This is a genomic window from Streptomyces sp. NPDC052682 (genome assembly GCF_040678435.1).
GTDB lineage: Bacteria > Actinomycetota > Actinomycetes > Streptomycetales > Streptomycetaceae > Streptomyces.
Map to the genome: position 1 here is coordinate 1 of NZ_JBFATS010000008.1, position 25,533 is coordinate 25,533.

Sequence of the window (25,533 nt, forward strand, 5' to 3'; positions counted from 1 at the left end):
CAAGGAACGGACGCTTCCTTCGTACTCACCCGAGAGACTCTCTCGCGGCTTTCCTCCGGGCGCTTCCCTTCGGTGTTTCCGACTCTATCAGATCTGATCCCCAGTCAGAAGGGGTTGTCCTCCGGACCGTTGGGCCCTTCCGACGTCTCCAACCTTAGCGCGCTCTCCGGGCGATTCCAAAATCGGATCCTTGCGGAACTGATCATGTTCACCACTGCCCAATGGCGAATTGAATTCGGGCACGCCGAAATCAACCCCGTTGGGAGAGATCTTGCTGGTGGTTGGGTGCCGCTCGTGCGGCGGAAGTGCTGTCGCAGAACCGTTACGGCTCCCCGGCAACCCGAAGAACTCTACGGATCGGGAGGGTGGCTGTCAAGGTGCCCCTGTCAAGATCTTTTCCAGGGGGCGTCAGTCCAGGTCGGAGAGGCGTCCGCCGGCGTCGGGCTGGGCGTGTTCCACCCTGCGCAGGAGGCGGATGAGGACCTCACCGAGGGCCGTCCGCTCTTCGGCAGAGAGGTCCTGGAGCAGGTCCTCCTCGAAGACCGTCGCCAGACGCATCGCCTCGAGCCACTTCTCTCGCCCCTCCGGTGTCAGCTCGACGATCACACGGACGCGGTTGCTCTCGTCCCGCTCCCGGGTCACCAGTCCTTCGGCGACCATGCGGTCGATCCGGTGGGTCATCGCGGCCGGAGTCAGGCCGAGGCGCTTGGCGAGGTCGCTGGGGCCCATGCGGTAGGGGGCGCCGGAGAGCACGAGGGCCTTGAGGACCTCCCACTCGGCGTTGCTGATGCCGAGTGCGGCGGTCTGGCGGCCGTAGGCGACGTTCATACGGCGGTTCAGCCGGGACAGCGCCGACACGATCTTCTCGACCTGGGGGTCGAGGTCCTGGAACTCGCGCTGGTACGCCGCGATCTGCTCTTCGAGGGTCGGCTCGCTGACGCCGGGGGTCTCGGCCATGGGCGGCAGTATCGCACGCTGAGGCTTTGCCTTGAAGTCCTTCGATGTGTACTCTTTAGCTTCGAATTTTAGCTTCGAAGTCTTCACGTCTAACTAGTGAGAGAGGTGAACGTGACCAGGGCGATGGGCGCAGCGATGCGCCGGATCCACGTGGGCAACGCACTCAGCGCTTTCGGGCTCGGCTTCACCGTCCCCTACCTGTACGTCTATGTGGCGCAGGTGCGGGGGCTGGGGGCCGTGACGGCGGGTGTCGTACTCGCCGTTTTCGCTGTGGCCGCGCTGGTCGTGCTGCCGTTCGCCGGGCGGGCCATCGTCCGGCGGGGCCCGCTTCCGGTGCTGCTCGCCGCCCTGGTCGCCGCCGCCGTCGGGGCGCTGAGCCTGGGGCTGGCGAGCGGAGCGGCGAGCGTGCTGCTGTCGGCGTCGCTGCTGGGGGCCGGGCAGGCCGTGATGCAGCCGGCGCTCGCGACGATGATCGTGGAGTGTTCGTCGGCGGGCACGCGGTCGCGGGCGTTCGCCACGCAGTTCTTCCTGCAGAACCTGGGGCTCGGGGTCGGTGGGCTGATCGGCGGGCACCTCGTCGACACCACGCGGGCCTCCTCCTTCACGCTGCTGTTCGCGATCGAGGCGGCGATGTTCCTGCTGCTGGTCGTGGTCATGACGACGGTGCGGTTGCCGCACTCGCCGCGGATCGAGGACGCGCCGTCCGCCAAGGGCAGCTGGAAGCAGCTGCTGGAGAACCGGGCCATGGTGCAGCTGTGTGTGCTGGGCTTCGTGCTGTTCTTCGCCTGCTACGGGCAGTTCGAGTCCGGGCTGAGCGCGTACGGGGTGGAGGCCGCCGGGATCTCGACGTCGGCGCTCGGGACGGCGCTGGCGGCCAACACGCTGATGATCGTGGTCGCGCAGTTCCTGGTGCTGCGGTTCGTGGAGCGGCGCCGGCGGTCGCGGGTGATCGCGGCCGTGGGGCTGATCTGGGCCGTGGCCTGGGCCGTGGCCGGGTACGCCGGGCTCGGGCACGGCAGCCAGGAGATGGCGACGGCCGCGTTCGTGTCGACGTACGCGCTGTTCGGGCTGGGGGAGGCGATGTTGTCGCCGACCGTCGCCCCGCTGGTCGCCGATCTGGCGCCGACGGGTCTGGCAGGGCAGTACAACTCGGCCTTCGCCCTGGTGAAGCAGCTCGCGCTGGCGGTGGGGCCCGCGGTGGGCGGTCCGCTGGGGGCGTCGCTGCACGCGCCGTACATCGGGATGTTCCTGCTGTTCTCCCTGGGCATCTGCGTGCTGGCGCTGCGGCTCGGGCGGCAGCTCTCGGCCGTGCAGGACCAGCCGGGGCTCGCCGGGAGCCGGGTGGTCGCGCACGGCGGGGCGCCCGTGGAGCCCGCCAGGGCGCACGGCTGACAGCGCCTGGCCGGTACGGGGCTGTTCCCGCGGGGGGCGGTTTCGGTCAGGCTGCTCGTGCTTCGGTCACGCGGAGTCTGTGGACGGAGTGCGCGGCGGCGAGGAGCGCGGCGAAGTAGATTGCCGCGGCCAGCACGCCGAGCTGCCACCAGGGGACGCTGAGCACGAAGCCGGAGATCCGCGCGGCGAGCACGACGCTCGGGACCACGGCGATCACGAGGCCGAGCAGGGTGCTCACCGCGATGAGGGCGGCGTGCTGGCAGAGCAGCACCTGACGCGCCCAGCGCGGGGGGATGCCGACGGCGATCAGCCGGGCGAGATAGCGGCGCAGGACGCGGGTCTGGCTGCGGGTCGCGGCGAGGACGGCGGCGAGGGCCAGGACCACCAGGCCCACCGCGGTGGCCAGGAGCGCTGCCGGAGGTACCGGGTCGTCGGGCGGCACGTGGATGAGGACCGCTCCCGCGTCCAGTCCGGCGTCGACGACGGCCTGTTGCAGCGCTCGGGCCGTGGCGTCGGAGACACCGGTGACCATGACGGGTCCGTGTGCCTGGACCGGCAGCCGGAGCGCGGCGGCGGTGGCGCGCAGCATGATGCCGTCGGAGCCCGTCCGCCACTCGGCCGGGGCCACCTCGAGGGCGGCCGCGGGCAGCTCGGCGGTGCGGCTCAGGGCCTTGTCGCCCTGGCGGACGACGAGGCGGGTGCGCGCGTGCCCCCCGGTGGGAGCGTCCGCGACGTGGGCCCAGACCAGCAGACCGCCGTCGCGCAGGACGGAGCGCTGGGTGGGGTCGAGCCGCCGGCCGGTCAGCCGCTCCACGTCCCGGACGGTGTCCGCGGCCAGCAGGCTGCCGTCGTACCCCTCCCGGCCGGCCATCCGGGGGTCGTCGGGGTCGCCGGCCATCAGGTAGCGCACTTCGGTACGGGGCCGGCCGTCGAGCACGCCGGAGCGGTCGACGGTGCTCAGCAGCGCCTTGCCGGGCGGGAACGTGTCGCTCTGGTGGCCGGCCAGCAGGACCTGCCCGGGGAGCACCGCCGGGTACGCCTGTTTCTCGGCTGTGCGGATCAGGGTGTCCAGCAGGGTGAGATAGCCCAGCGACGCCCCGAGCAGGACGGTGAGCACGGCCAGGGCGGCGCAGGCCCTGCCCCGGTCGGCGGCCAGCTGGCGGCGTACCAGACGGCGGCGGGGGCCGGCCTCGGGCAGCAGCCTGAGCAGCCCGGCGAACACCTCGGGGATGATCAGCAGCACCGCGACGATCACGATGCCGGTGAGCACCATGGCCTGGGCGGGCGAGTCGATCCGGGTGGCGTACACCACCGTGGCGCACCACGCGGCGACGGCCAGCAGGTGCCGGGCGTCGCGGACGCGGCGGGAGGACGTACGGGCGGCCCGGGGGGCGTGGTCGTCCTCGCCGCGCGGCGAGGCGGAGCCGTCGCGGCGGGTGCGGGCGAGCAGGGCTGAGGCGGCCAGGCCGGTCACCAGGATCACGGCGAGCAGGCGCAGCGCGGGCGTGGCCAGGTCGTCGACCGGGCCCGCGGGGCGGTCGCGCAGCTGCGAGATGAGCAGGCGGGCGCCCAGGCCCACCGCCACACCGGCGACGGTGCCGCACACCGCGGCGGCCAGCGACCAGGCCAGAGCGGCCAGGCCCGGGCCCGCGGCCGCCGCTGTCCGGGAGACGCCCACGGACTCCATGGCGGCGGTGGTGCGTCTGAACCGGCGGCCGTTCAGCCCGTACACCAGGGCGACGGCGGCCGTCGGCACCAGGAGGGAGGGAACGGTGTAGCCGGCCGGGGTCTTCTCGATCCAGGTCTTCTGGGGGCGCGCCGCCAGCTGATCCCTGGTGACCAGGGTGGCGAGCACGGCCGGCCGGCCGTTGCGGCTGAGGGCGGCGGCGTCCGCGTTGCCGTCCTGGCCGCGCGCCCAGGTGCGGGCCGCGCCGAGGAACGCGTCGGCGACGGCCTTCGGCCGCTCCCCGGACCACAGCAGGTCCATCTGAGCGGCCAGCACCGGGAATCCCTCGCTCAGCGCGGGGTCGAGCGCCGCCCAGGTGCCCGGTCCGAGCAGCAGGTTGGTGGAGTCCGCGGCGCGGTCGTCGACGGTGCCGACGACCTGGAGGCGTACGTCGCCCAGCACCGTGAGCGTTCTGCCCACCGGCGTGTCCACGTCGTGCGGTTCGGTGACCGCCACCTCGCCGGGACGGCTCGGCCACCGACCGGACAGCAGGCGGTACCGCTCGGGATACGGCCGGGCGGTCCAGTCGGTCTCCAGGGCCGTGACGTTGCGGGCGGGCGTGGTGTTCAGCTGGACGTCGGTCGCACTGAGCACCACCTGGGCGTCGGCCGCCCCGGCCTTGCGCGCCCGGGACCGCAGGTCGGCGACGAACGTGTCGTCGCCCGGCCGGAGGGAGACCCCGCTGCCGTAACCGACCTTGGCCGCGTAGCGGCCCAGTTCGTGGTCGGCGACCTGCTCACCCGACAGGGACAGCGTCCGCAGGGTGACGAACATGGCCATCACCAGCAGCGCGGCGACGAACACCAGGGCCACCGACCGGGCCAGGGTCCGCGAGCGGGCCAGCCGCCGTGCGAGCCGCAGGGCCAGGCGGACCTGGCTGGTGTACGCGGCGGGGCCGGGCGGCGGCACGGGGTGGGTCGTGCGGTCCTGCGTCATGCGGCCCGGTGCCCCTCTGTCGTGTCCGTGGTGTTCAGGAGCGCGGTGGTGTTCACACGCTCCGCGGTGTTCACGAGCGCCGTTCCAGACGGCCGTCGATGACCTCGTAGACCGTGTCGGCGTAGTCGCGGCAGCGCGGGTCGTGGGAACAGATCACCGCCAGGACACCGTCGTCGCACAGCGTCCGGAACAGCTCGAACAGCTCCCGGGTGGCCGCGGAGTCCAGCGCGCCGGTCGGTTCGTCGGCCAGCAGGACCGTCCGCTGCCCGGTCAGCGCCCGGGCGACGCCCACCCGTTGCCGCTGGCCACCGGACATCTGTGCGGGGAACCGGTCCTCCAGTCCGGCCAGTCCGACGCGGGAGAGCTGCTCCAGCGCCTGTGCACGGGCTTCGGGGACCGGCAGGCCGGTCGCCTCCAGGGGCAGCGCGACGTTCTCCGCCGCGGTGAACTCCTCGATGAGGTTGTGTTCCTGGAACACCACCCCGACGGTGCGCAGCCGCAGTTCCGCGCGCTGCGCCTCGTTCGCCGTGCGGACGTCGACACCACCGACCTGGATCTCGCCCGAGTCGGCGAGGTCCAGGCCGGCGAGCAGGTTCAGCAGGGTCGACTTGCCAGAGCCGCTGGCGCCGTACACGCACACGAACTCCCCCGCCCGGGCGGTGAAGTCCACGTCTCGCGCGGCCCATACGGTTTCGGCCGCGGAGCGGTACGCCTTGCACACCCCGCTCGTCCGGACCAGCGGTGCACCAGCGGCTGTGGTCAACTCAGCATCCGTTCGTCGTGCGCCAGGAGGAGATCTCGTCGCTGTTCCAGGGGGCGACGTTGTTGTCGTTGTCGTTCCTGTGCATGGTCTGCTTGTCGCCCGAGCCGTTGGAGTGCTCCGCCATGCAGCCGGTGTGGCTGGCGGAGCGGTTGGCCCACGAGTCCATCTCGTCGTTGCGGTCCCCGCTGAGGTTCGCCCAGGTGGCGGAGCCGTGGGCGCGTTCGCCGATCATCCACCGGAAGTCGTTGTTGCCCCACATGCACATGTTGTTGGAGTTGCAGTCGCTCAGGGCCGCGCTGGCCACGCCCTGGGTGGTGAGCAGGCTCGCGCCCACGATCATCGTGGCCGCGAGAGCGGTCTTGATTCTCATCGTTCCCCCTTGTGCGCCGGGTGCGCGGTGTCCGCGCACTTCGGCAAGAAACCTGCCGCACCGTCTGTCACGCGTGCACCCCCCTTGAGGGGGGACAGGAGGTCATCTCCACCCGGCCGGGGAGTTGACGCGGAGGGACATGTGCCGTAGCGCCGGTATGCGCTTGACCGACGCATGACCAACTGTGAGGCTGCGTGCGGTTGTTGAACCATGGATGACCGCTTCTGACCAGAGCGGTCCTCGCCATCAACCGTTCCGACTTGACCGGGGGAACAGTATGGTGCGTGTCGCTTTGGTGGCCCCGATGCACTCCGCGCGCATGGCGGTCCGTGCGGCGTTGGAGGAAGCCCAGCAGTTCAGCGTGGTCGCCGAGGGAGCGCCCGGCACGCTGGCGGACATCGTGCGCTGGTCGCGGCCCGACGTGCTGGTGATCAGCCACGCGGCGGAGAGCGAGGCCCTGCACACGCTGCTGCGGCTCGGCGGCCGGGAATCCCCCGGACCCGACGGGCAGGCAGGCGGCGCCGGGCGGCGACGACCGGATCCGTCCGGTCCCCGTGGCGGCCACGCCAAGCCCGCCAGCGTCGTCCTGGCCGAGCAGCTCACCCCCCACGGCACACGCCAGCTGCTGCGCCAGGGCGCGGCGGGCCTGCTGCTGCGCGCCACCGCCGGCCGGCACCTGCCCTGGGCCGTCACCGCCGTGGCGCACGGCAGCCTGGCGCTGGATCCCTGCCTGACGCAGGCCCTGAAGGCCGCCTATGTCCAGCCCTCCCCGGAGCGGCTGGAAGGCGCCGCCCACACCTTGGTCGCCAAGCTCACCGCGCGCGAACGGGACGTGCTCGCACTCGTCGGCGACGGCCTGCCCAACCGGGAGATCGCCGACGCCCTCGGCCTGAGCCCCGACACCGTCAAGGACCACCTCCGCCGCATCTACGCCAAACTGGGCGTCGCGACCCGCCTCCACGCGGCCCACATCGCCTGGCGCGCGGAGGGCGGCGCGCTGCGCCGGCCGGATCGGCAGGTGCCCGAGCCGACGTGACGGATGTGCGGCGGGACGGACCGCCGCCCTGGTCACGCCATGCCGCACGGCAGGACGAACTCGCACCACACCGCCTTGCCGCCGCCCGGGGTGCGTCTGCAGCCCCAGTGGGAGGCGATCGTGGCGACGATGGCGATGCCCCGGCCCGACTCGTCGCCCGGTTCGGCGCGCCGGCGCCTGGGGAGGTGGTCGTCGCCGTCGGTGACCTCGATGATCAGGCGGCGGTCGGTGCGGCGCAGGCGCAGCCGCATGGGGGGTGTGCCGTGCTGGAGGGAGTTGGCGACCAGTTCGCTGGCGGCCAGCACGCCGAGGTCGTGCAGGTCGGCGGGGAAGCGCCAGCTGGTCAGGACGCCGGAGGCGAAGGCACGCGCGCGTGGGGCCGCCTCGACCCCGCCGATGAGCTCCAGGGACGCGTTGCGGAACAGCTCGCTCTCCGGGCCGGTGCGGGCCGGGTGCTGGAGGACCAGGACCGCCACGTCGTCGTCGTGGTCGGCCGTGACCCCGGCCGAGCGGACCAGGCGGTCGCAGATCACCTGGGGGGTGCCGGTGGCGCCGGCCAGGGCGCGTTCCAGGGCGGTGATGCCCTCGTCCAGGTCCTCGTTGCGGCGCTCCACCAGGCCGTCGGTGTAGAGCACGGCCGTCGAGCCGGGGCCGAGGGGGACGGAGCCGGAGGCGTGGATCCAGCCGCCGGTGCCCAGCGGGGGACCGGTGGGCTCGTCGGCGCGCAGGACCGTGCCGTTCTGGTCGCGGACCAGGATGGGCAGGTGGCCGGCGGAGGCGTACACCAGCCTGCCCTCGTTGGGGTCGTGGACGGCGTACACGCACGTGGCGATCTGGTTGGCGTCGATCTCGGTGGCCAGGCCGTCGAGGAGTTGCAGCACCTCGTGCGGGGGCAGGTCGAGGCGGGCGTAGGCGCGCACCGCCGTGCGGAGCTGGCCCATGACCGCCGCCGCGCGCACACCGCGGCCCATGACGTCGCCGATGACCAGGGCGGTGCGGCCGCCGCCCAGGGTGATCACGTCGTACCAGTCGCCGCCGACGGCGGTCTCGGTGCCGCCGGGGTGGTAGGTGGCGGCGACGCGCAGGTCGTCGGGTTCCTCGAGTTTCTGGGGCAGCAGGGAGCGCTGGAGGGTGACCGCCGTCTCGCGCTGGCGGCGTTCGCTGGCGCGCAGGCGCTCGGCGGCCTCCGCGTGGTCGGTGACGTCGGTGGCGAAGACGAGGACCCCGCGGCCGCCGCCCTCGCCTTCGGTGACCGGGGTGCAGGTGAAGGTGTAGGAGCGGCCGTCGGGGGCCTTGCGGGACTTCACCGTACGGGGCTTGCCGCTGCGCAGCACCTGGTCCAGGAGGGGCAGCAGACCCAACTCGTCGAGTTCCGGGAGCGCTTGGCGGGCGGGTGCGCCGGGGGGGCGTACGCCGAAGGCGGCCGTGTAGGCGTCGTTGACGTAGGCGATGCGGTGGTCGGGGCCGTGGACCAGGGCGGCCAGGGACGGGACCCGGTCGAGGACCTCGCGGACCCGCAGGTCCTCGACGGCGGGCACGGGCGGCGCCTGGTCGGTCAGGTGTTCGACGCGGGCGGCGGGGACGGAACCCTCCGGGGAGAGGGTGTGCTCGGTCCGCGCTGTGGCGCGGCGCTGCGTTCCGGGGAGCCGGGCGCTCCAGCGCGTGAAGTTCACGAATCCTTGCCTCGTGTCAGGTGTCGGCGGCCGGCACCGGGACCGGCCGGGGCCCCGGGGCCGTACCGGGGTGAGCGGCGAGCCGCCCGCGTGGGGGACCAGTCTGGCAGTGCGCCGACCGGGCCAACATCCGTCAGACGCCGGGCCGGCCCGTGGAGTTCCTGGGTCCGGTCAGGACGACCCCTTCGGGTTGTCCGGGGGGTCCTGGGAAGGCTTTCCACCGGCCGCCAGTTCGAACTCCGCCCGGGGGTGTTCGAGCGAACCCAGGGAGACGATCTCCCGTTTGAACAGCCCGGCCAGGGTCCATTCGGCCAGCACGCGCGCCTTGCGGTTGAAGGTGGGCACGCGGCTGAGGTGGTAGGCGCGGTGCATGAACCAGGCGGGGTAGCCCTTGATCCGGCGCCCGTAGACGTGGGCGACGCCCTTGTGGAAGCCGAGGGAGGCGACCGAGCCGGCGTACTTGTGGGCGTACGTCTCCAGTGGCTCGCCGCGCAGGGAGTGCACGATGTTGTCGGCGAGCAGACGGGCCTGGCGGACGGCGTGCTGGGCGTTGGGGGCGCAGTCCCGGCCGGGCTCCGCGGCGGTGACGTCGGGGACGGCGGCGGCGTCTCCCGCGGCCCACGCGTGCGTGGTGCCCTGCACGGTCAGCTCGGGGGTGCACTTCAGGCGGCCGCGGTCGGTCAGCGGCAGGTCGGTGGCGGCGAGGACCGGGTGGGGCTTGACGCCGGCCGTCCACACGACCGTACGGGTGGGGAAGCGGGCGCCGTCGCTGAGGACGGCCACCCGGTCGGCGCAGGACTCCAGGCGGGTGTGGAGGCGTACGTCGATGTTGCGGCGGCGCAGTTCGCTGACCGTGTAGCGGCCCATCTCCTCGCCGACCTCGGGCAGGATGCGGTCGGAGGCCTCCACGAGGATCCACTTCATGTCCTCGGGGCGGAGGTTGTGGTAGTAGCGGGTGGCGTAGCGGGCCATGTCCTCCAGCTCGCCCAGCGCCTCCACGCCGGCGTAGCCGCCGCCGACGAAGACGAAGGTGAGGGCCGCGTCGCGGAGCGCGGGGTCGCGGGTGGAGGAGGCGATGTCCATCTGCTCCAGGACGTGGTTGCGCAGCCCGATGGCCTCCTCGACGGTCTTGAAGCCGATGCCGTGCTCGGCGAGGCCGGGGATGGGCAGGGTGCGCGAGACGGAGCCGGGGGCGAGGACCAGTTCGTCGTAGGTGAGGAGGCGTCCGCCGGTGCCCTCCTCGTCGGTGGCGAGGGTGGTGACGGTGGCGGTGCGGGCCGCGTGGTCGATGGCCTGCGCCTCGCCGATGATCACATGGCAGTGGCCGAGGACCCGGCGCAGCGGTACGACGACGTGGCGCGGCGAGATGGCGCCGGCGGCGGCCTCGGGCAGGAAGGGCTGGTACGTCATGTACGGGTCCGGTGTGACGACCGTGATCTCGGCCTCGCCCCGCCTCAGCTCCTGCCCCAGCTTCTCCTGGAGGCGCAGGGCCGTGTACATCCCGACGTAGCCGCCGCCGACAACGAGAATGCGCGCACGTTCCTTCACCCTCCCATGACGCCCCCGCCGCTTGCGTTTGTCCACAGCCCCGACAAATTGTGTGACCGGGCGGCGCGGGCGCGCGGAGCCGGGCGGGCGACCGGAGCGCATGGAAGATCCCCAGGTCAGGACGGGTGGGCCGGGGAACGGGCGGGGCCCCAATCGGGACGATCACGACGCGTGCTCCGATCGGGGGGCGCTCTGTGCGGAACGTGCCCCTTCTGAATTGACTCCCTCTCAACTATGTTCGTGTGTCGACGGGGTGTAGGGGGGTGCGCTCGTCGGGTCCTCGACTACGGGCCCGGGCAACGAGCTTGTTCCGCGCGCTCCGGATTTTCGGTGACGGGGAGAGGTCTCCGGGGGGAGACGTCATTTACCGGGGGAATGCTTATGCATGTTCACAGTTCGTACGGGACATCCGCGTCCGCCGTGGTACCTGGCGGCGCGACGACGATGAGCGCGGCGGCGGGGCACGGACGCGGGGACCAGACGCGGACGACGCCGTTGCGGGTGGACGCACAGCGCAATCTTGAGCACGTGCTGAGGGCGGCACGGGAGGTCTTCGGCGAGCTGGGGTACGGCGCGCCGATGGAGGACGTGGCGCGGCGCGCGCGGGTCGGTGTCGGCACGGTGTACCGGCGTTTCCCGAGCAAGGACGTCCTGGTGCGGCGGATAGCCGAGGAGGAGACGTCCCGGCTGACCGAGCAGGCGCGGGCGGCACTCGGGCAGGAGGACGAGCCGTGGTCGGCGCTGTCGCGCTTCCTGCGCACGTCGGTGGCCTCGGGTGCGGGGCGGCTGCTGCCGCCGCAGGTGCTGCGGGTGGGGGTGGCCGACGAGGCCGCCGCCCGGGTGCCGCAGCAGCGGACCCAGCCGGGCGCGGGCGAGCTGCGGCTGGTGCCCGAGGAGCCGCCGGGGCTCGCGCCGCAGGACGACGCGGGGGCGGCGGCGCTGCTGCAGGTCGTGGGGCAGCTCGTGGAGCGGGCCCGCGCGGCGGGTGAGCTGCGGCCGGACGTGTCGGTGTCGGACGTACTGCTGGTGATCGCGACGGCCGCGCCCTCGCTGCCGGACGCGGCGCAGCAGGCGGCTGCTTCGGCTCGGCTGCTCGACATCCTGCTGGAGGGGCTGCGGTCCCGGCCGTCGTGAGCAGGCGGCCGTACGGGCCTCAGAGCGGTTGGCGCACCGCGGTCCGGGATGAAGCGGTGCGTCTTCCCCGAACAGCTGAGGGCTGGTACTGGTTTTCGGCACGTCCCCACGGATGAGTGGATGCGCCGTCCCGCGGTGTCCTGGGCAGAAGCCGCTGTGGCACCCTGACCCGTGTTCTGGTCGGGTCGGGCAGCGGGCGGGGGCTTTCCGCGAATGAGCGTTGAGGGGGGACGGGCCGGCGGCCCGTCGGAAGGCGACCCCGGCAGGCCCTCGGACGGCGGCGTCCCCGCGCAGCGCGACCGGCGCGAGGACGGCGCCCTGCCGCTGGACCTGCCTGCGTCCGACGCCGACCTCGTCGGCCGGATGCGGGCCGGCGACGACACCGCCTACGAGGAGCTGTACCGGCGCCACGCCCCGGCGGTGCGCCGGTACGCCCGGACCTGCTGTCGGGACGCCCACACCGCGGACGACCTGACCGCCGAGGTGTTCGCCGGCATGCTCCAGGCGGTGCGCGGCGGGTCCGGACCCCGGCACGCCGTACGCGCGTACCTGCTCACCTCCGTGCGGCGGGTCGCCGCCGGGTGGACGCGGTCGGCTCGGCGGGAGCAGCTCGTCGACGACTTCGCGGTGTTCGCCACGCAGGCAGCGCGCGCCCACGAGGTGTCCGACGAGGACGCCCTGGACCTCGGCGCCGACGTCCGTGCCCTGCGCGAGGCCGAGCGGTCCCTGGCGGTACGGGCCTTCCGGTCGCTGCCGGAGCGGTGGCAGGCCGTGCTGTGGCACACCGAGGTGGAGGACGAGTCGCCCAGCGAGGTCGCCACGCTCTTCGGGCTGGACGCCAACGGCACCCGCGTCCTGGCCAGCCGCGCCCGTGAGGGCCTCAGGCAGGCCTACCTCCAGGCCCACGTCAGCGCCGCGCTCGCCGACTCCGAGGAGTGCGCGCGCTACGCCGACCAGCTGGGCACCTACGCCCGCGGCCGGTTGCGCACCCGTGCCGAGCGGGGCCTGCGCAAGCACCTGGAGGAGTGCGCCAGGTGCCGGCTGGCCGCGAGCCAGATCGAGGAGGTCGCCGGCGGTATCCCCGCCGTCGTGCCGGTCGCGGTCCTCGGCTGGCTCGGCGCCACCGGGTACGCCAAGGTGGCCGGGCTCGTGGCCGGGGGCGCGGGGGCGGCTGCGGTGGGGGGCGGCGGAGCCGGTGGGGGTGCCGGGGCTGCGGCTGCCGGGGGTGGCGGAGCCGCTGCGGGTGCCGGGGGTGGCGGAGCCGCAGGGGGTGCCGGGGCGGCTGCTGCGGGGGGCGGCGGCGCAGGCGCGGCCGCGGCCGGCGGGGCAGCCGGTGGTGCCGGCGCCAGCGGGGGCGCCGTGGCCTCCGGTGGCGCGGGCGCTGCTGCCGGCGGCGGGGTGTCCGGTGGTGCGGGTGCCGGTGGGGGTGCCGTGGTTTCCGAGGGGCTCGGCGTAGCGGCCAAGGTGGGGATCGCCGCCGGCGTGGCCGGTGTGACGGCCGCCGCGGCGCTGGCGTTGGTGCTCGCCGGCAACGACACGCCGTCGAAGGAGCCCCACGCCGCGCCACCGCCCGCGTCCTCAGCGGAGACCGGGCCTGCCGAGGACACGCCCACACCCTCGGCGAAGGAACCCGGGCCCAAGCCGCCGGCGCTCGTGCCGGCCCGGGCCGCATCCCCGGCCCCGGCGGCCGCTCCGTCCACGCCCGAGCCGACGCCTACGTCGCCATCGCCATCGTCACCGTCGCCGACTCCGGCGACCCCGAGCGCCGCACCCGAACCACCACGGCCGGACCCGAGCCCCACGCCGAACCCGACCTCGACCTCGACACCCACGCCCCCACCGCCTCCGCCCGCACCGGAGGTGTACCCGCGGAGCGCGCCGGCGTTCGACGTCACCGGCGACGGCACCCGGCCCGAGACGCGCCTCGCCGCGAGCGACCGGGTGGGGCAGCGCTCCGGTCTGTCCGTCGCCGGCCGGGGATACGCACACGGCGTGACCGTGCGCGGCCACTCCTCGGTCACCGTCGACCTCGACCGCGCCTGCACGGCCTTCGACGCGGTCGCCGGCGTGGACGACCCGACGATGAAGCTGGGCAAGGTGTCCTTCTCCAAGGTGTCCTTCTCCGTGCAGGCCGACGGCGTCCCGCTGTGGAACTCGGGAGTGATCGACGGCGGCGCCCCGGCCGTCCCCGTGCATGTGGACCTCACCGGGCACGGGACCGTCCGGCTGGTGGTCGAGCCGCACGGTCACGTCGACTCCCTGGCACTGGCGGACTGGGCCGAGTCCAGGTTCACCTGCGCATAGTTCACCTGGGCGTGGCGTGCCGGGACATCGCCTCGTGCAGCTCGCGCAGGACGTCCTCCGCGCCGAGGGCCGCGCCGGCGGCGTGCTCCGCCGCGTACCGCTCCGGGCCGAGCACGGCCCGGGCCTCGGCCTCCGCCCGCTCGGCGTGCGCGCGGTCCGGCATGGGACGCGGACAGCCACCGCGCGCGTGCTCGCCGGCGCCGAGCAGACGCGCCGCGCGCGAGGCGTCCCCGAGGTCGCACAACAGCCCGGCGGCGCTGTCCACCAGCGTCGCCCGGACGGTCTCCGAGCACCGCGTCCGCACGGCCTCACGGAAGGTGGCGGCCAGCTTCGGCAGGGCCTGCGCCGGGCCCTGCTCCCTCGCCGTCAGGAGTACGTCGACCAGCCACAGCCACACCGAGAACAGGGGCGGCGGTGTCCCCCGCGTCGTTTCGGCCCTGGCCGCCCTCCACAGCTCGCGCGCCCGGACCTCGTCCTTCTCCTCCAGCGCCAGCTGGGCCCGCAGCAGCAGGACGAAGGCCCGGGAGTCCGCCACGCCGTGGCGGTCGGCCGCCGCGCCGGCCTCGTCCAGCGCCGCCAGCGCTCCCGGGCGGTCGCCCGCGCGGTAGGCGATCTCCGCGAGCCGGGCGAGCAGGAAGGGCGACTCGGCGTACGCGCCCACCTCGTAGGCGAGCCGCAGCGACTCCTCGTACTCGCCCTTGGCCTCCTCGAAGCGGCCGCGTGCCATGGCCGCCTCGCCCGCCGCACTGCACACCTGGGCCCGCAGCCAGCGGCAGCCGACACGGGGGCTGAGCACCCGCAGCTCCGCGAGGTCGTCGTCGACACCGGCCAGGCCGCCCACCGAGTCGACGACCGCGTGCGCGCGAAACATCAGTGCGGCGGCGATCTCCCACTGCCCGCCGTAGGCGCGGCAGTTGGCGACCGCCGCATCCATGACGTCCCGGGAGGCGACCGGGTCGTCGAGGAAGAAGGAGGTCAGCGGCCAGACCAGCCCCGGCATACGGGCCGCCTCCGGGCCGCCCTTCTCGAAGAAGGCCCGCACCCGGGCGACGTACGGCCGCAGCCCTTCGTCCCGCAGCCGGTCGATCGGCTCGACCTCGGACCTGAGGAAGAGGTCCTGCATCCTCAGTCGCATCCGCTGGGTGTGCAGCGGGTGGTGGGCCTCTTCGTCCGGGGCGGCGAGGAAGGCGTCGACGGGGTCGGGGCCGGCAGGACCGCCCGACGCGTCGGGCACAGCGCCGGCGTCCAGGGCGGCTCCCAGGCGCAGTACGCGGTCCGTCCACTGGACGCCCTCGAGGCGGTAGTTGCGCAGCCACCAGAAGTACCCCATGGCGAGGACCACGGCACCCGCCTCGGCCTCGTCCCCCGCGGCGAGGGACCGGTCGAGGGCGGCGCGGATGTTGTCCAGCTCGGTCTCCAGGCGGGAGATCCACGGCAGTTGCCCGGCGGACCGCAGCAGCGGATCGGCCCGCTCGGCCAGCGCACGCGCCCACGCGCGGTGCCGCCGCTCGGCCGCGGCCCGCAGCCCGGGGACCTCGCCGGCGCGCTCGACGGCGTACTCGTGGATGGTCTCCAGCATCCGGTACCGCATGCCGTCACCGTCCTGCCCGGACGGGTCCGCGACGACCAGGGACTTGTCGACGAGCGCCCCGAGCAGGTCCGCCACCGGTCCGGTGCACACCGCCTCCGCCGCCGCGAGGTCCCAGCCGCCCGCGAACACGGACAGCTCGCACAGCACCGTCCGCTCCGCCGCCTCCAGCAGCTCCCAGGACCAGTCGACGACGGCCCGCAGGGTCTGCTGCCGGGGCAGGACCGTGCGGCTGCCGGAGGTGAGCAGCCGGAAGCGGTCGTCGAGCCGGTCGGCGATCTGCCGGGGGGTGAGCAGCCGCAGCCGGGCGGCGGCCAGCTCGATGGCGAGCGGCAGCCCGTCCAGCCGCCGGCAGATCTCCTCCACCGCCGCCTCGTCCCGGAGCACCGCGGCGTCGGGACGGGCGGCGGCGGCGCGCTCCGCGAAGAGGCGGTGCGCGTGTTCCGGTGGCAGGGGTTCGACCGGGCGCACCGACTCGCCGGGGACACCCAGGGGTTCACGGCTGGTGGCGAGGATCGTCAGCCCCGGGCAGCGGGTCAGGAGGGTCTCGGCGAGGTCGGCGGCCGCGCCGATGAGGTGTTCGCAGTTGTCGAGGATCAGCAGCAGGCTGCGCGGGGCGCAGTACTCAACGAGCAGGGCGACGGGGTCGTCCTGCGGGGCCTTCAGCTCGCTGGTCATCAGCACGGTCTCGCGCAGACCGAGGGCACTGACCACCGCGCCCGGCACCGCCTCCGGCCGGTCGAGCGGGGCGAGCTCGGCCAGCCATGCCTGCGGAAGCCCGGCGGCGGCCTCCTCGGCGAGACGGGTCTTGCCAGAGCCGCCCGGTCCGGTGAGCGTGACGAGTCGGGCCCTGTGCATGTCGGAACGGATGGCGTCGATCTCGGGTTCCCGGCCGACGAACGAGGTCAGACGGCGACGCAGGTTGCCGCGCTGCTCGGGCCGCAGGGAGGCGGGCGGCGGGGAGAGGGGCGGTTGGGAGGCGGGCGGTTGAGAGGCGGAGGGCGGCTGAGAGGCGGAGGGCGCCGCGGTCGTCGGCGGTGTGCCGGTCGCGGCCGTGTGCAGCAACTCGGTGTGCAGGGCCCGCATTTCCGGCCCGGGGTCGGTGCCCAGGCCGTCGGCGAGGGCGCGGCGGGCGGAGTCGTACGCGGCGAGCGCGTCGGCGGTACGGCCCGTGTCGCACAGGGCCCGCAGGAGCAGGGCGTGCAGCGCTTCGTCGTACGGGTGGGCCGCGGTCAGCTCCCGCAGTTCCGGTACGGCGTCCGCGGCGCGGCCGAGGCGCAACCGGGCCTCGGCACGCGCGCGTACGGCCTCCAGGCGCAGGGCCCCCGGACGGGTCGCGGCGGCGGTCCGGTCCGGGAGGTCGGCCAGCGGCGGGCCGTGCCACAGCTCCAGGGCCTCGTCGAGGGACCGGAGAGCGGTGTGCGGCTCGCCGGCGGTGAGGGCGGTGGTGCCGCGCCGCACGAGCCGTGCGAAGCGGTGGAGGTCCACGTCGTCCGGTGCGGCGGCCAGCCGGTAACCGCCGGCCTCGGAGACGACGGCGTCCCTGCCGAGGGCACGGCGGAGACGCCCGACCAGGGCCTGCAGGGCGGCCGGGGCGTCCTGGGGCGGGTCACCCGCCCAGACCTCGTCGATGAGGGTGTCGGGGGTGGTGACGCGGGGGGCGCGCAGGGCCAGGGCGGTCAGCAGGGCGCGCAGGCGGGGGCCGCCCAGGGGTATGAGGGTGCCGTGGTCGTCCTCGGCCTGGGTGACGCCCAGGATTCTGTACCGCACTGAGTCATTGTGCCGGGGTGCGCCCGGTCACGTCGGTGCACAGGACGCCCCGCGTCCGGCACAGCACGTCGGCCGCCGAAGGCAACCGCCCTCCACCGCCGAAGGCCACCGCCCTCCACCGCCGAGCGCAACCGCCCTCGCCCGCCGAAGGCCACCGCCCTCGCCCGCCGAGCGCAACCGCCCTCGCCGCTCCCCCCATCAGCGCACCGCCCCAGCCCCGGAATCAGCGCGCCCCGCCCCCACCCGGAATCAGCGCACTCCGCCCCCGCCCCCAATCAGCGGCCCTACCCCGCCACCCCGCCGGAGGCCGCCGCCCCCAGGGCCCCCCGCTGCGGCGCGATCCCCGCCGGTACCGCCCGCTGGCGGCCCGGGGTGCCCGTCCAGCAGGTGCCGCGGCGGGTCAGCAGGCGGCGGAGCCACAGTTCCAGGGAGACCAGGTCCGCCAGGCCGTCCACCGGCACGGGTTCGCCGGCCGCGGCGCCCCGCACCGCCGCCCGCACCACCCGCGCCTCCACCAGCCCGGCCTCCGCGAGCAGCGGGGTCTCGAACAGCATCAGCAGGGAGTCCGCCGCCACCCGCAGCCCCGTGCGCGCGGCGGCCGCCGCCGTCCCCTGGGTGGGGACGCCCCAGCCGGGCGGCAACTCGCGTACGCCCGCGCCCTCCAGGACCGTGCGCAGGATCGCCGCCCGCGCTCCCGGCCGGACCCGCAGCGCCTCGGGAAGGGCTCGCGCGGCCCGCACCACCTGGTTGTCGAGGTACGGCGCGTGCAGCCGCTGGAAGCGGACCTCCGCGGCCTGCTCCAGCACGCGCAGGTCGGCCGCGTACCGGGCGAGCGCCGCACGCGCGCGGAAGTCGCCGGGCCGCTGTCCCGGGCCCACGTCGGAGCGGTGTGTCGACGCCTGGAGGCGAACCGATACTTCAGCCAGTGCCTCACCGGTCAGCCAGCGTGCCGCCGGCCCGGGTCTGCCCCAGGTCAGCGCGGCCAGGGAGGCCTCCACCGCGCCGTCGGGCTCGTCGAAGCCGTCCGAGCGGCGGGTCAGCAGCACCCCGGCCAGGGACTCAAGGCCCGCCCGGTACGACGTACGGGCCAGCCGTCGTGCGGCGGCGTACACGCGCGCGGGGACCATCACCGAGCCGTCGGCCTTGGCGAGCGCGGCGACGGGTCGCACCAGGTGGCGGCGCTTGCGGTCCATCAGCAGGTCGGCCAGGCGCGCGGGGTGGGCGTCCAGCACCTGGCGCGCCCCGTACCCGGTGAAGTGGTCGGCGCTGCCCGAGGCCAGCCGGGCCCGGTGCCGCGCCGCCGTCACCAGGTACCGCCCCGGTTCGTCGGTCAGCGGCACGTCCAGGTCGGCGTACGGCAGGGTCTCCTCGCCGCCCGCCACGACGACGTGGTGCAGGCGCGGGTTGGCCGCCAGGGCTCCGGCCCGCTCCAGTTCGGCCTCCCGGCCGCCGACGGCCAGGTCGTTGAAGGTCACCGCCAGCAGCCGCTCGCCCGCGCCCGTGCCGTGTCCGAGCACGGTCCCCGGCATGCCCGGCAGCCCGGCGGCCAGCAGCGCCAGCGTGCCGGAGGCCGGCCCCCCGGACAGGTCCGCCCCGATCCCGGGGACGGGCATCCCGCGCGCGGCACGCCGTTCGGCGGGTCCCATGCCGGGCACCGGGCCCGGGTCGATGCCGTCCCCGGGGACGTGCCGGGGAGCGGACAGCCGGGTGCGGACGGCCTCCACCAGGGCGTCGCGCACGGCGTCGACCGCGCGGTCCGGGTCGGCCGGGGGCGCCGCCACCGCCAGCGAGGCGACGGGTTCGTACCCGGCGACCTCCCGGGCCCCGGTGCGCAGGATCAGCGCATGCCCGGGCGGAACGCGCTTCACGCCGTCGTACGGGGTGGAGTCGTGCAGCGCGGCCGGTACGTCGGGGGCGGCGAGCAGCGCGGCGAGGTGCCCGAAGTCGAGGTTGGCCTCGACGAGGTCGGCGAGCGGCAGCGCGGCCGTCGCGTACGCGGTGCCGCCGGCCCAGGGGGTGTAGAACACCGGGCGGGCGCCCGCGAGGTCGCCGCAGACGGTGATGCGCCGCCCCACCTGCACCACGGCCGTGTAGCTGCCCGGCCAGGCCGTCAGATGCCGCAGTGCGCCCCCGCGCGCGGCGAACAGGGCGACGCGCAACTGCTCGTCGCTGGCGCCGCAGATCCCGAGGACGGCGATCCGGGTCTGTGCGTCCGCCGCGACGACGCGGACCTCGTCGGGGCGCCAGTCGCCGACCGCCCACAGCGGGTCGGGATCGCCCCACAGCAGCTGGGAACCCACCGGGTGCAGGGTCTCGCCGTCGGGTGCGGTGTCGTACCCGGTGGCTGCCGCGGAGCCGGCCCGGACGGTCCCCGCGGCGGTGCTGCTCCATCCCACCAACCACCGCATCGACGCCTCCACAGGCTGTGGACAACCAGTGCACCGTACGAACCGGTTCACCATGCTGCCATGAAGGACACGCCGTAGAGGGGATGCGGATCCGCTTGCGCTCCGGCGAACGCGCCCCCGAGTGCGCGCCCGCGCCTCATCGGCTCCCGTGCGCGCCACCTCGGTTTCTCCTGCGGGGGCACGGCGTCTGCGACACGAATGCGCCCCTCAATGCGCCCCCGAAGGCACCCGACGCGCCCTCAAGTACCGTGCTAGAAGCGGCGATTCCGCAGAAGAAACGGGGTCGATTTTCGGCCAAATACGAGCAGCCGGAACGGCGTCGAACACGCTCCGTACAGGCTCGGCGCACCGCCCCGTGATGCGCGGTCCGGGAGACGGAGGCCGCCTCCCGGACCGTTCCGCCGCCCGCGGGGATGGAGGCGGCGGTGTCCCCCAGCCCACTGGATCCAGTACAGCGGGCCGACCCACGCACCGACCATGGAAGCGCTCCCGCGGTGGCTGGAGAAGAGCGCACGGGCGGGCGCACGGCCACACATCGGGAGCACGCCGCAACTGCCCGTATCGGACCCGCACTTGCGTACGGACCACAATCCCGCCATCCGGAACAATGCCCCTTAACGCTTGGGATGCGGCGAACTACGCTGGGTTTACGAATGCCGCGGGGTTATGCCAGCGCGGCAGCCGTCTGTGTCGAGGGGTGGCGCATGTCCAGGGAGCAACGCGGGCCGAACGAAAAACTCGGCGCCGTTCTCGCCCTCGCGGGAATCAGCAACGCCGGACTCGCACGGCGCGTCAACGACCTCGGGGCGCAACGCGGACTGACTCTTCGCTACGACAAGACCTCGGTGGCGCGCTGGGTGTCGAAGGGCATGGTGCCGCAGGGTGCGGCGCCGCACCTCATCGCCGCCGCCATCGGCCAGAAGCTGGGCCGTCCCGTGCCGCTCCACGAGATCGGCCTGGCCGACGCGGACCCCGCGCCCGAGGTGGGTCTCGCCTTCCCCCGGGACGTGGGGCAGGCGGTGAAGAGCGCGACCGAGCTGTACCGCCTCGACCTCGCCGGCCGGCGCGCCGGCTCCGGCGGCATCTGGCAGTCCCTCGCCGGATCGTTCGCAGTCAGCGCATACGCAACGCCCGCCTCGCGCTGGCTGATAACCCCGGCCGACAGCTCGGTGGCGCGCGAGGCGAGCCCCTCCGAGGGCACCGGCTCACCGATCAAAGTCGGCCACAGCGATGTGCGCAAGCTGCGGGAGGCCGCCGAGGACGCGCGGCGCTGGGACTCCAAGTACGGCGGCGGGGACTGGCGTTCGTCGATGGTCCCCGAGTGCCTGCGGGTCGAGGCCGCCCCGCTGCTGCTCGGCTCCTACTCCGACGAGGTCGGCCGTGCCCTCTTCGGCGCGGCGGCCGAACTGACCCGCCTGGCGGGCTGGATGGCCTTCGACACCGGCCAGCAGGAGGCGGCCCAGCGCTACTACATCCAGGCCCTGCGCCTGGCCCGGGCGGCCGCCGACGTGCCCCTGGGCGGCTACGTGCTGGCCTCCATGTCCCTCCAGGCCACCTACCGCGGCTTCGGCGACGAGGGCGTCGACCTCGCCCAGGCCGCCCTGGAACGCAACCGGGGCCTGGCCACGGCCCGCACGATGAGCTTCTTCCGCCTCGTCGAGGCCCGGGCACACGCGCGTGCGGGCGACGCCCAGGCGGCGGGCGCGGCCCTGAAGTCCGCCGAGAGCTGGCTGGAACGCGCCCGGCCGGGTGACAACGACCCGAACTGGCTCGGCTTCTACTCCTACGACCGGTTCGCCGCCGACGCGGCCGAGTGCTACCGCGACCTGAAGGCCCCGCGCCAGGTCCGCCGCTTCACCGAGCAGGCCCTGTCCAGGCCGACGGAGGAGTTCGTCCGCTCGCACGGCCTGCGCCTGGTCGTCTCCGCGGTCGCCGAACTGGAGTCGGGCAACCTGGACGCGGCCTGCGAGCAGGGCGTCCGGGCGGTGGAGGTGGCCGGGCGCATCTCCTCGGCCCGCACCACCGAATACGTCAGGGACCTCCTGCACCGCCTGGAGCCGTACGGCGACGAGCCCCGCGTGGTCGAACTGCGCGAGCGCGCCCGCCCCCTGCTGATGGCCCCGGCCTGACGAGGCGGGCCTCGGCAGGCCCGGAGCGTTCGGGAGACGTACCGCCGTCGAAAGATCTGCCGCGCGTGGAAGACACACCGTCCTCGGGAGCCCGGAGCCCTCGGGGGATCCGGCGCGCTCAGGGGATCCGGCGCGCTAGGGGGATCCGGCCCGCTCGGAAGACCCGCAGCGCCCCGTGGCCCGGCCCCTCCCAGGCGCTCCTCCGCCCCTCACGCGCCCTGCACCGCCTGCGCGGCGGGTGCGGGTGCCCCCGGACCAGCGCGTTGTCAGTGGCACAGTGCACTATCGGAACCGGGAGGTGGAGCAGGTGCGGGCCAAGATCGCATACGACTGCGACGTGCTGGTGATCGGCGGCGGGATCGTCGGCCTGTCGACGGCGTACGCGATCTCGCGCGCGGCGCCGGGCACCCGCGTCACCGTGCTCGAGAAGGAGCCGGGCCCGGCCCGTCACCAGACGGGCCGCAACAGCGGCGTGATCCACAGCGGCGTCTACTACCGCCCCGGCTCCCTCAAGGCGCGCTACGCGGTGCGCGGCGCCGCCGAGATGGTCAAGTTCTGCGCCGAGTACGGCATCGCCCACGCCGTCACCGGCAAGCTGATCGTCGCGACCGACCGGGCGGAGCTGCCCCGGCTGCACGGGCTCGTGCAGCGCGGCCGGGAGAACGGCATACCGGTACGGGAGCTGGGCGCGTCCCAGATAGCCGAGTACGAACCCGAGGTGCGGGGCCTGGCGGCCATCCACGTCGGCACCACCGGCATCTGCGACTTCTCCGGGGTGGCCCGGCAGCTGGCCGAGGCGTCCGGCGCGGAGATCCGCTACGGCGCGCAGGCGGTCCGCGTCGACCGGCGCCCCGGCCTCGGCGTCGCCGTGCGCACCGCCACCGGGGACGTCGTCCGGGGCCGCGTCCTGGTGAACTGCGCGGGCCTGTACTGCGACGAGATCGCCCGCCTGACCGGGGACGAGCCGGGCGTGCGGATCGTCCCCTTCCGGGGCGAGTACTACGAGCTGGCCAGACCCCACCTGGTCCGGGGCCTGGTCTATCCCGTCCCCGACCCGGCCTTCCCGTTCCTCGGCGTGCACCTCACCCGGGGCGTCGACGGCGGGGTGCACGTCGGCCCCAACGCGGTGCCGGCGCTGGCCCGGGAGGGCTACGACTGGGGCACGGTCCGGCTCGGCGAGCTGCGCTCCGCACTCGCCTGGCCGGGGTCCTGGCACATCGCGCGGCGGCACTGGCGGTACGGGGCGGGCGAGCTGCGGCGGTCCCTGTCTAAGGGCGCGTTCACCCAGGCCGTACGGCGGCTGCTGCCCGCGGTGACGGAGGCGGACCTGCTGCCGACGGCGGCGGGGGTCCGGGCGCAGGCGGTGCTGCGGGACGGGACGCTGGTGGACGACTTCCTCATCCGGGAGGGGGCCCGGGCGGTGCACGTCCTGAACGCGCCGTCCCCCGCGGCCACGGCTTCGCTGCCGATCGGCCGGGAGGTGGCGAGGAGGGCGCTGGCCGTGCTGGAGCGCGCGTAAGGCACCCGTCCCACAGGCACCCGTAAAATCGACCTCACTGTGACTGACTCCGTGAACACCCCCGAAGCCCACCCCGCCCCCGGGACCTCCATCCGGCGCACCCGGGCGAAGGGGGAGCCGCGCTTCCCGGACGGGCCGAAGGCCGATCCCGCCGGGTCGCACTTCGAGCGGCGGATCCGGAGTTTCCAGCCCCGCCGCAGCCGGGTCACCGCAGGTCAGGCGGATGCCCTCCAGCGGCTGTGGCCCAAGTGGGGCTTCGACATCGACGGCAGCCGGCACCTCGACCTCACCGACTTCTTCGGCAACGACAACCCCGTCGTGCTGGAGATCGGCTTCGGCATGGGCGAGGCCACCGCCCGGATGGCCGCCGCCGACCCCGGCACCAACATCCTCGCGGTCGACGTCCACACCCCCGGCCAGGGCAACCTCCTCAACCTCGCCGACCGCCAGGGCCTGACCAACATCCGCGTCGGCAACGGCGACGCCGTCATCCTGCTGCGCGAGATGCTCACCCCCGACTCCCTCGACGGTCTGCGCGTCTACTTCCCCGACCCCTGGCCCAAGAAGCGGCACCACAAGCGCAGGCTCATCCAGCCGGAGTTCCTGACACTGGCCGCCTCCCGTCTCAAGCCGGGCGCGCTCGTGCACCTGGCGACCGACTGGGAGCCGTACGCCGAACAGATGCTCGAGGTGTGCACGGCGCACCCCGACTTCGAGAACACCCAGGCCGACGGCGGTTTCGCCCCGCGCCCCGAGTTCCGCCCGCTGACCCGTTTCGAGGGCCAGGGACTGGACAAGGGACATGTCGTGAACGACCTGCTCTTCCGTCGCGTACCGCGCTAGGCGCCTCCCGCACAGCGGGAGACACCGTCGCGGGCGGCGCCCCTCCGTCGTTAGGGTCGATGCCGTGGCCACCTGTCCCCCGTACCTGCCCCACCCCAACGGCCCCGCACCCGGCACGTCCGTCGGCTCCCCCGCCGGCGGTCCGCTGCGGCACCCGCACTGGTGGCGAAGGACGTGGGTGCGCTACGGGGCCCTCAGCTCGCTCCTCGCCCTGTCCGGGCTGGTCATCCTCGCCCTGGTGCGCGAGGAGACCGGCACCGAGGGCTTCCTGGTCGGGCTCGGTCTCGCGGTGCTGCCCGTGCCGCTGCTCATCGCCTCGTTCCGCTGGCTGGACCGGGTCGAGCCGGGCCCCTGGCGGAACCTGCTGTTCTCCTTCGCCTGGGGGGCCTGCGCGGCGGCGCTGATAGCGATCGTCGCCAACAGCTTCGCCACCCGATGGATAGCGACGGCGACAGCGGACCCCTCCAGCGCGGACACTCTCGGTGCCACGGTCATAGCGCCCGTCGTCGAGGAGTCCGCGAAGGCCGCCGCCGTCTTACTGGTCTTCCTCTTCCGCAGGCGCGACTTCACGGGGATCCTGGACGGCGTGGTGATAGCCGGCGTCACCGCGACCGGTTTCGCGTTCACCGAGAACATCCTCTACCTGGGCAACGCCTTCGGCACCGACCAGCTCACCGGCGACCGCGGCATCGCCTCCGTCACGGCGGCGACCTTCTTCGTACGGATCGTGATGTCGCCGTTCGCCCACCCGCTCTTCACCGTCCTGACGGGCATCGGCTTCGGCATCGCCGCCCTGGCGACGCAGCGGCAGCGGGTACGCCGCCTGCTCCTGCCGCTCGGCGGCCTGCTGCTCGCGATGGCCCTGCACGCGCTGTGGAACGGCTCCTCCACGCTCGGCGAGTACGGCTTCTTCGCCGTGTACGCGGCGTTCATGGTGCCCACGTTCGGCGTGCTGACCTGGCTGGTGATCTGGACGCGGCAGCGCGAACTGAGGACCGTACGGGAGGAACTGCCCGCCTACGCGGTGGCCGGGTGGCTGGGGCCGGCCGAACCGTTCGCGCTGGGCTCGATGCGGGCCCGGCGGATCGCCCGGCAGTACGCCCGCCACCACGCCGGACGGCAGGCGGCCCGCACGGTGGCGCGGTACGAGGCGTATGCCACCTCGCTGGCGTTCCTGCGCCACCGCGCGCGGCGCGGCCGGGCGGACGCCGGTTTCGCCGTACGGGAGCGGGAGCTGCTTCAGGAGCTGTGGCGGCGCCGTGACCTGGCCCGCCCGGCCCTGGAGCACGCGGCCAGGGCCACCGCCCCGCCGGTGCCGGTGATCACACCGCCCTGGCCGGTGTACGGGCTGTACGGCGCCGCCGGGTACGGCCACCCGGCGGCACCGTACCCGGCGTACAACCCGTACCGGACCTGAGCGAAAGCCCCTACCGGTGC

General features: G+C 74.3%; 16 protein-coding genes. 8 read left to right on the top strand and 8 right to left on the bottom strand.

Annotated features, from left to right (window positions below; translation table 11 throughout):
* Positions 1–408: 408 nt before the first annotated feature.
* Positions 409–957, bottom strand: a complete 549-nt coding sequence (locus tag AB0K80_RS14025) for a MarR family transcriptional regulator (RefSeq protein ID WP_365669174.1) — start codon at positions 955–957, stop codon at positions 409–411.
* A gap of 123 nt (positions 958–1,080) precedes the next feature.
* Here AB0K80_RS14025 and AB0K80_RS14030 point away from each other — a divergent pair, with 123 nt between their 5' ends.
* Positions 1,081–2,349, top strand: coding sequence for an MFS transporter (locus tag AB0K80_RS14030; protein WP_365669708.1), 1,269 nt, complete (start codon positions 1,081–1,083; stop codon positions 2,347–2,349).
* 46 nt (positions 2,350–2,395) lie between these two features.
* Here AB0K80_RS14030 and AB0K80_RS14035 read toward each other — a convergent pair whose 3' ends face one another.
* The 3 genes from AB0K80_RS14035 to AB0K80_RS14045 all read right to left on the bottom strand — a co-directional run bounded on the left by AB0K80_RS14035 (position 2,396) and on the right by AB0K80_RS14045 (position 6,144).
* Positions 2,396–5,011, bottom strand: coding sequence for a hypothetical protein (locus AB0K80_RS14035; protein WP_365669176.1), 2,616 nt, complete (start codon positions 5,009–5,011; stop codon positions 2,396–2,398).
* A 70-nt stretch (positions 5,012–5,081) separates the two neighbouring features.
* The gene (locus AB0K80_RS14040; RefSeq protein ID WP_365669177.1) at positions 5,082–5,774 is read right to left on the bottom strand and encodes an ABC transporter ATP-binding protein; all 693 of its coding nucleotides are present in this window, start codon (positions 5,772–5,774) and stop codon (positions 5,082–5,084) included.
* A 1-nt stretch (position 5,775) separates the two neighbouring features.
* Positions 5,776–6,144 carry a peptidase inhibitor family I36 protein gene (locus tag AB0K80_RS14045; RefSeq protein ID WP_365669179.1) on the bottom strand — a complete coding sequence of 123 codons (369 nt, stop codon included), beginning with the start codon at positions 6,142–6,144 and terminating at the stop codon, positions 5,776–5,778.
* A gap of 304 nt (positions 6,145–6,448) precedes the next feature.
* Here AB0K80_RS14045 and AB0K80_RS14050 point away from each other — a divergent pair, with 304 nt between their 5' ends.
* Positions 6,449–7,180: a response regulator transcription factor gene (locus tag AB0K80_RS14050; RefSeq protein WP_365669181.1), complete on the top strand. Its 732-nt coding sequence runs from the start codon at positions 6,449–6,451 to the stop codon at positions 7,178–7,180.
* A gap of 32 nt (positions 7,181–7,212) precedes the next feature.
* Here AB0K80_RS14050 and AB0K80_RS14055 read toward each other — a convergent pair whose 3' ends face one another.
* A complete protein-coding gene (locus tag AB0K80_RS14055) occupies positions 7,213–8,853 on the bottom strand; it encodes a SpoIIE family protein phosphatase (RefSeq protein WP_365669183.1) in 1,641 nt (546 codons plus the stop codon).
* 171 nt (positions 8,854–9,024) lie between these two features.
* Entirely contained in the window at positions 9,025–10,401 is a 1,377-nt protein-coding gene (locus AB0K80_RS14060) for an NAD(P)/FAD-dependent oxidoreductase (protein WP_365669185.1), read from the bottom strand.
* A 381-nt stretch (positions 10,402–10,782) separates the two neighbouring features.
* On the opposite strand from AB0K80_RS14060, the gene AB0K80_RS14065 reads away from it, so the two are divergent.
* Both AB0K80_RS14065 and AB0K80_RS14070 read left to right on the top strand, forming a co-directional pair.
* The gene (locus tag AB0K80_RS14065) at positions 10,783–11,535 is read left to right on the top strand and encodes a helix-turn-helix domain-containing protein (RefSeq protein WP_365669187.1); all 753 of its coding nucleotides are present in this window, start codon (positions 10,783–10,785) and stop codon (positions 11,533–11,535) included.
* A 213-nt stretch (positions 11,536–11,748) separates the two neighbouring features.
* Complete coding sequence (locus AB0K80_RS14070; RefSeq protein ID WP_365669189.1) at positions 11,749–13,839, top strand: sigma-70 family RNA polymerase sigma factor; 2,091 nt, start codon at positions 11,749–11,751, stop codon at positions 13,837–13,839.
* Between the two features lies 1 nt (position 13,840).
* Here the strand turns inward: AB0K80_RS14070 and AB0K80_RS14075 are convergent, their stop codons facing one another.
* Together AB0K80_RS14075 and AB0K80_RS14080 are read right to left on the bottom strand one after the other, a co-directional pair.
* Entirely contained in the window at positions 13,841–17,197 is a 3,357-nt protein-coding gene (locus AB0K80_RS14075) for a BTAD domain-containing putative transcriptional regulator (RefSeq protein WP_365669190.1), read from the bottom strand.
* Positions 17,198–17,481: 284 nt separating this feature from the next.
* The gene (locus AB0K80_RS14080; RefSeq protein WP_365669192.1) at positions 17,482–19,605 is read right to left on the bottom strand and encodes an asparagine synthase-related protein; all 2,124 of its coding nucleotides are present in this window, start codon (positions 19,603–19,605) and stop codon (positions 17,482–17,484) included.
* A gap of 704 nt (positions 19,606–20,309) precedes the next feature.
* Here AB0K80_RS14080 and AB0K80_RS14085 point away from each other — a divergent pair.
* The 4 genes from AB0K80_RS14085 to AB0K80_RS14100 all read left to right on the top strand — a co-directional run bounded on the left by AB0K80_RS14085 (position 20,310) and on the right by AB0K80_RS14100 (position 25,513).
* Complete coding sequence (locus tag AB0K80_RS14085) at positions 20,310–21,734, top strand: MFS transporter (protein ID WP_365669193.1); 1,425 nt, start codon at positions 20,310–20,312, stop codon at positions 21,732–21,734.
* A 277-nt stretch (positions 21,735–22,011) separates the two neighbouring features.
* Entirely contained in the window at positions 22,012–23,253 is a 1,242-nt protein-coding gene (lhgO, locus tag AB0K80_RS14090) for an L-2-hydroxyglutarate oxidase (RefSeq protein ID WP_365669195.1), read from the top strand.
* A gap of 39 nt (positions 23,254–23,292) precedes the next feature.
* Positions 23,293–24,096 carry a tRNA (guanosine(46)-N7)-methyltransferase TrmB gene (gene trmB / locus AB0K80_RS14095; RefSeq protein WP_365669197.1) on the top strand — a complete coding sequence of 268 codons (804 nt, stop codon included), beginning with the start codon at positions 23,293–23,295 and terminating at the stop codon, positions 24,094–24,096.
* Between the two features lie 64 nt (positions 24,097–24,160).
* Positions 24,161–25,513: a PrsW family intramembrane metalloprotease gene (locus AB0K80_RS14100; RefSeq protein WP_365669198.1), complete on the top strand. Its 1,353-nt coding sequence runs from the start codon at positions 24,161–24,163 to the stop codon at positions 25,511–25,513.
* Positions 25,514–25,533: the final 20 nt, after the last annotated feature.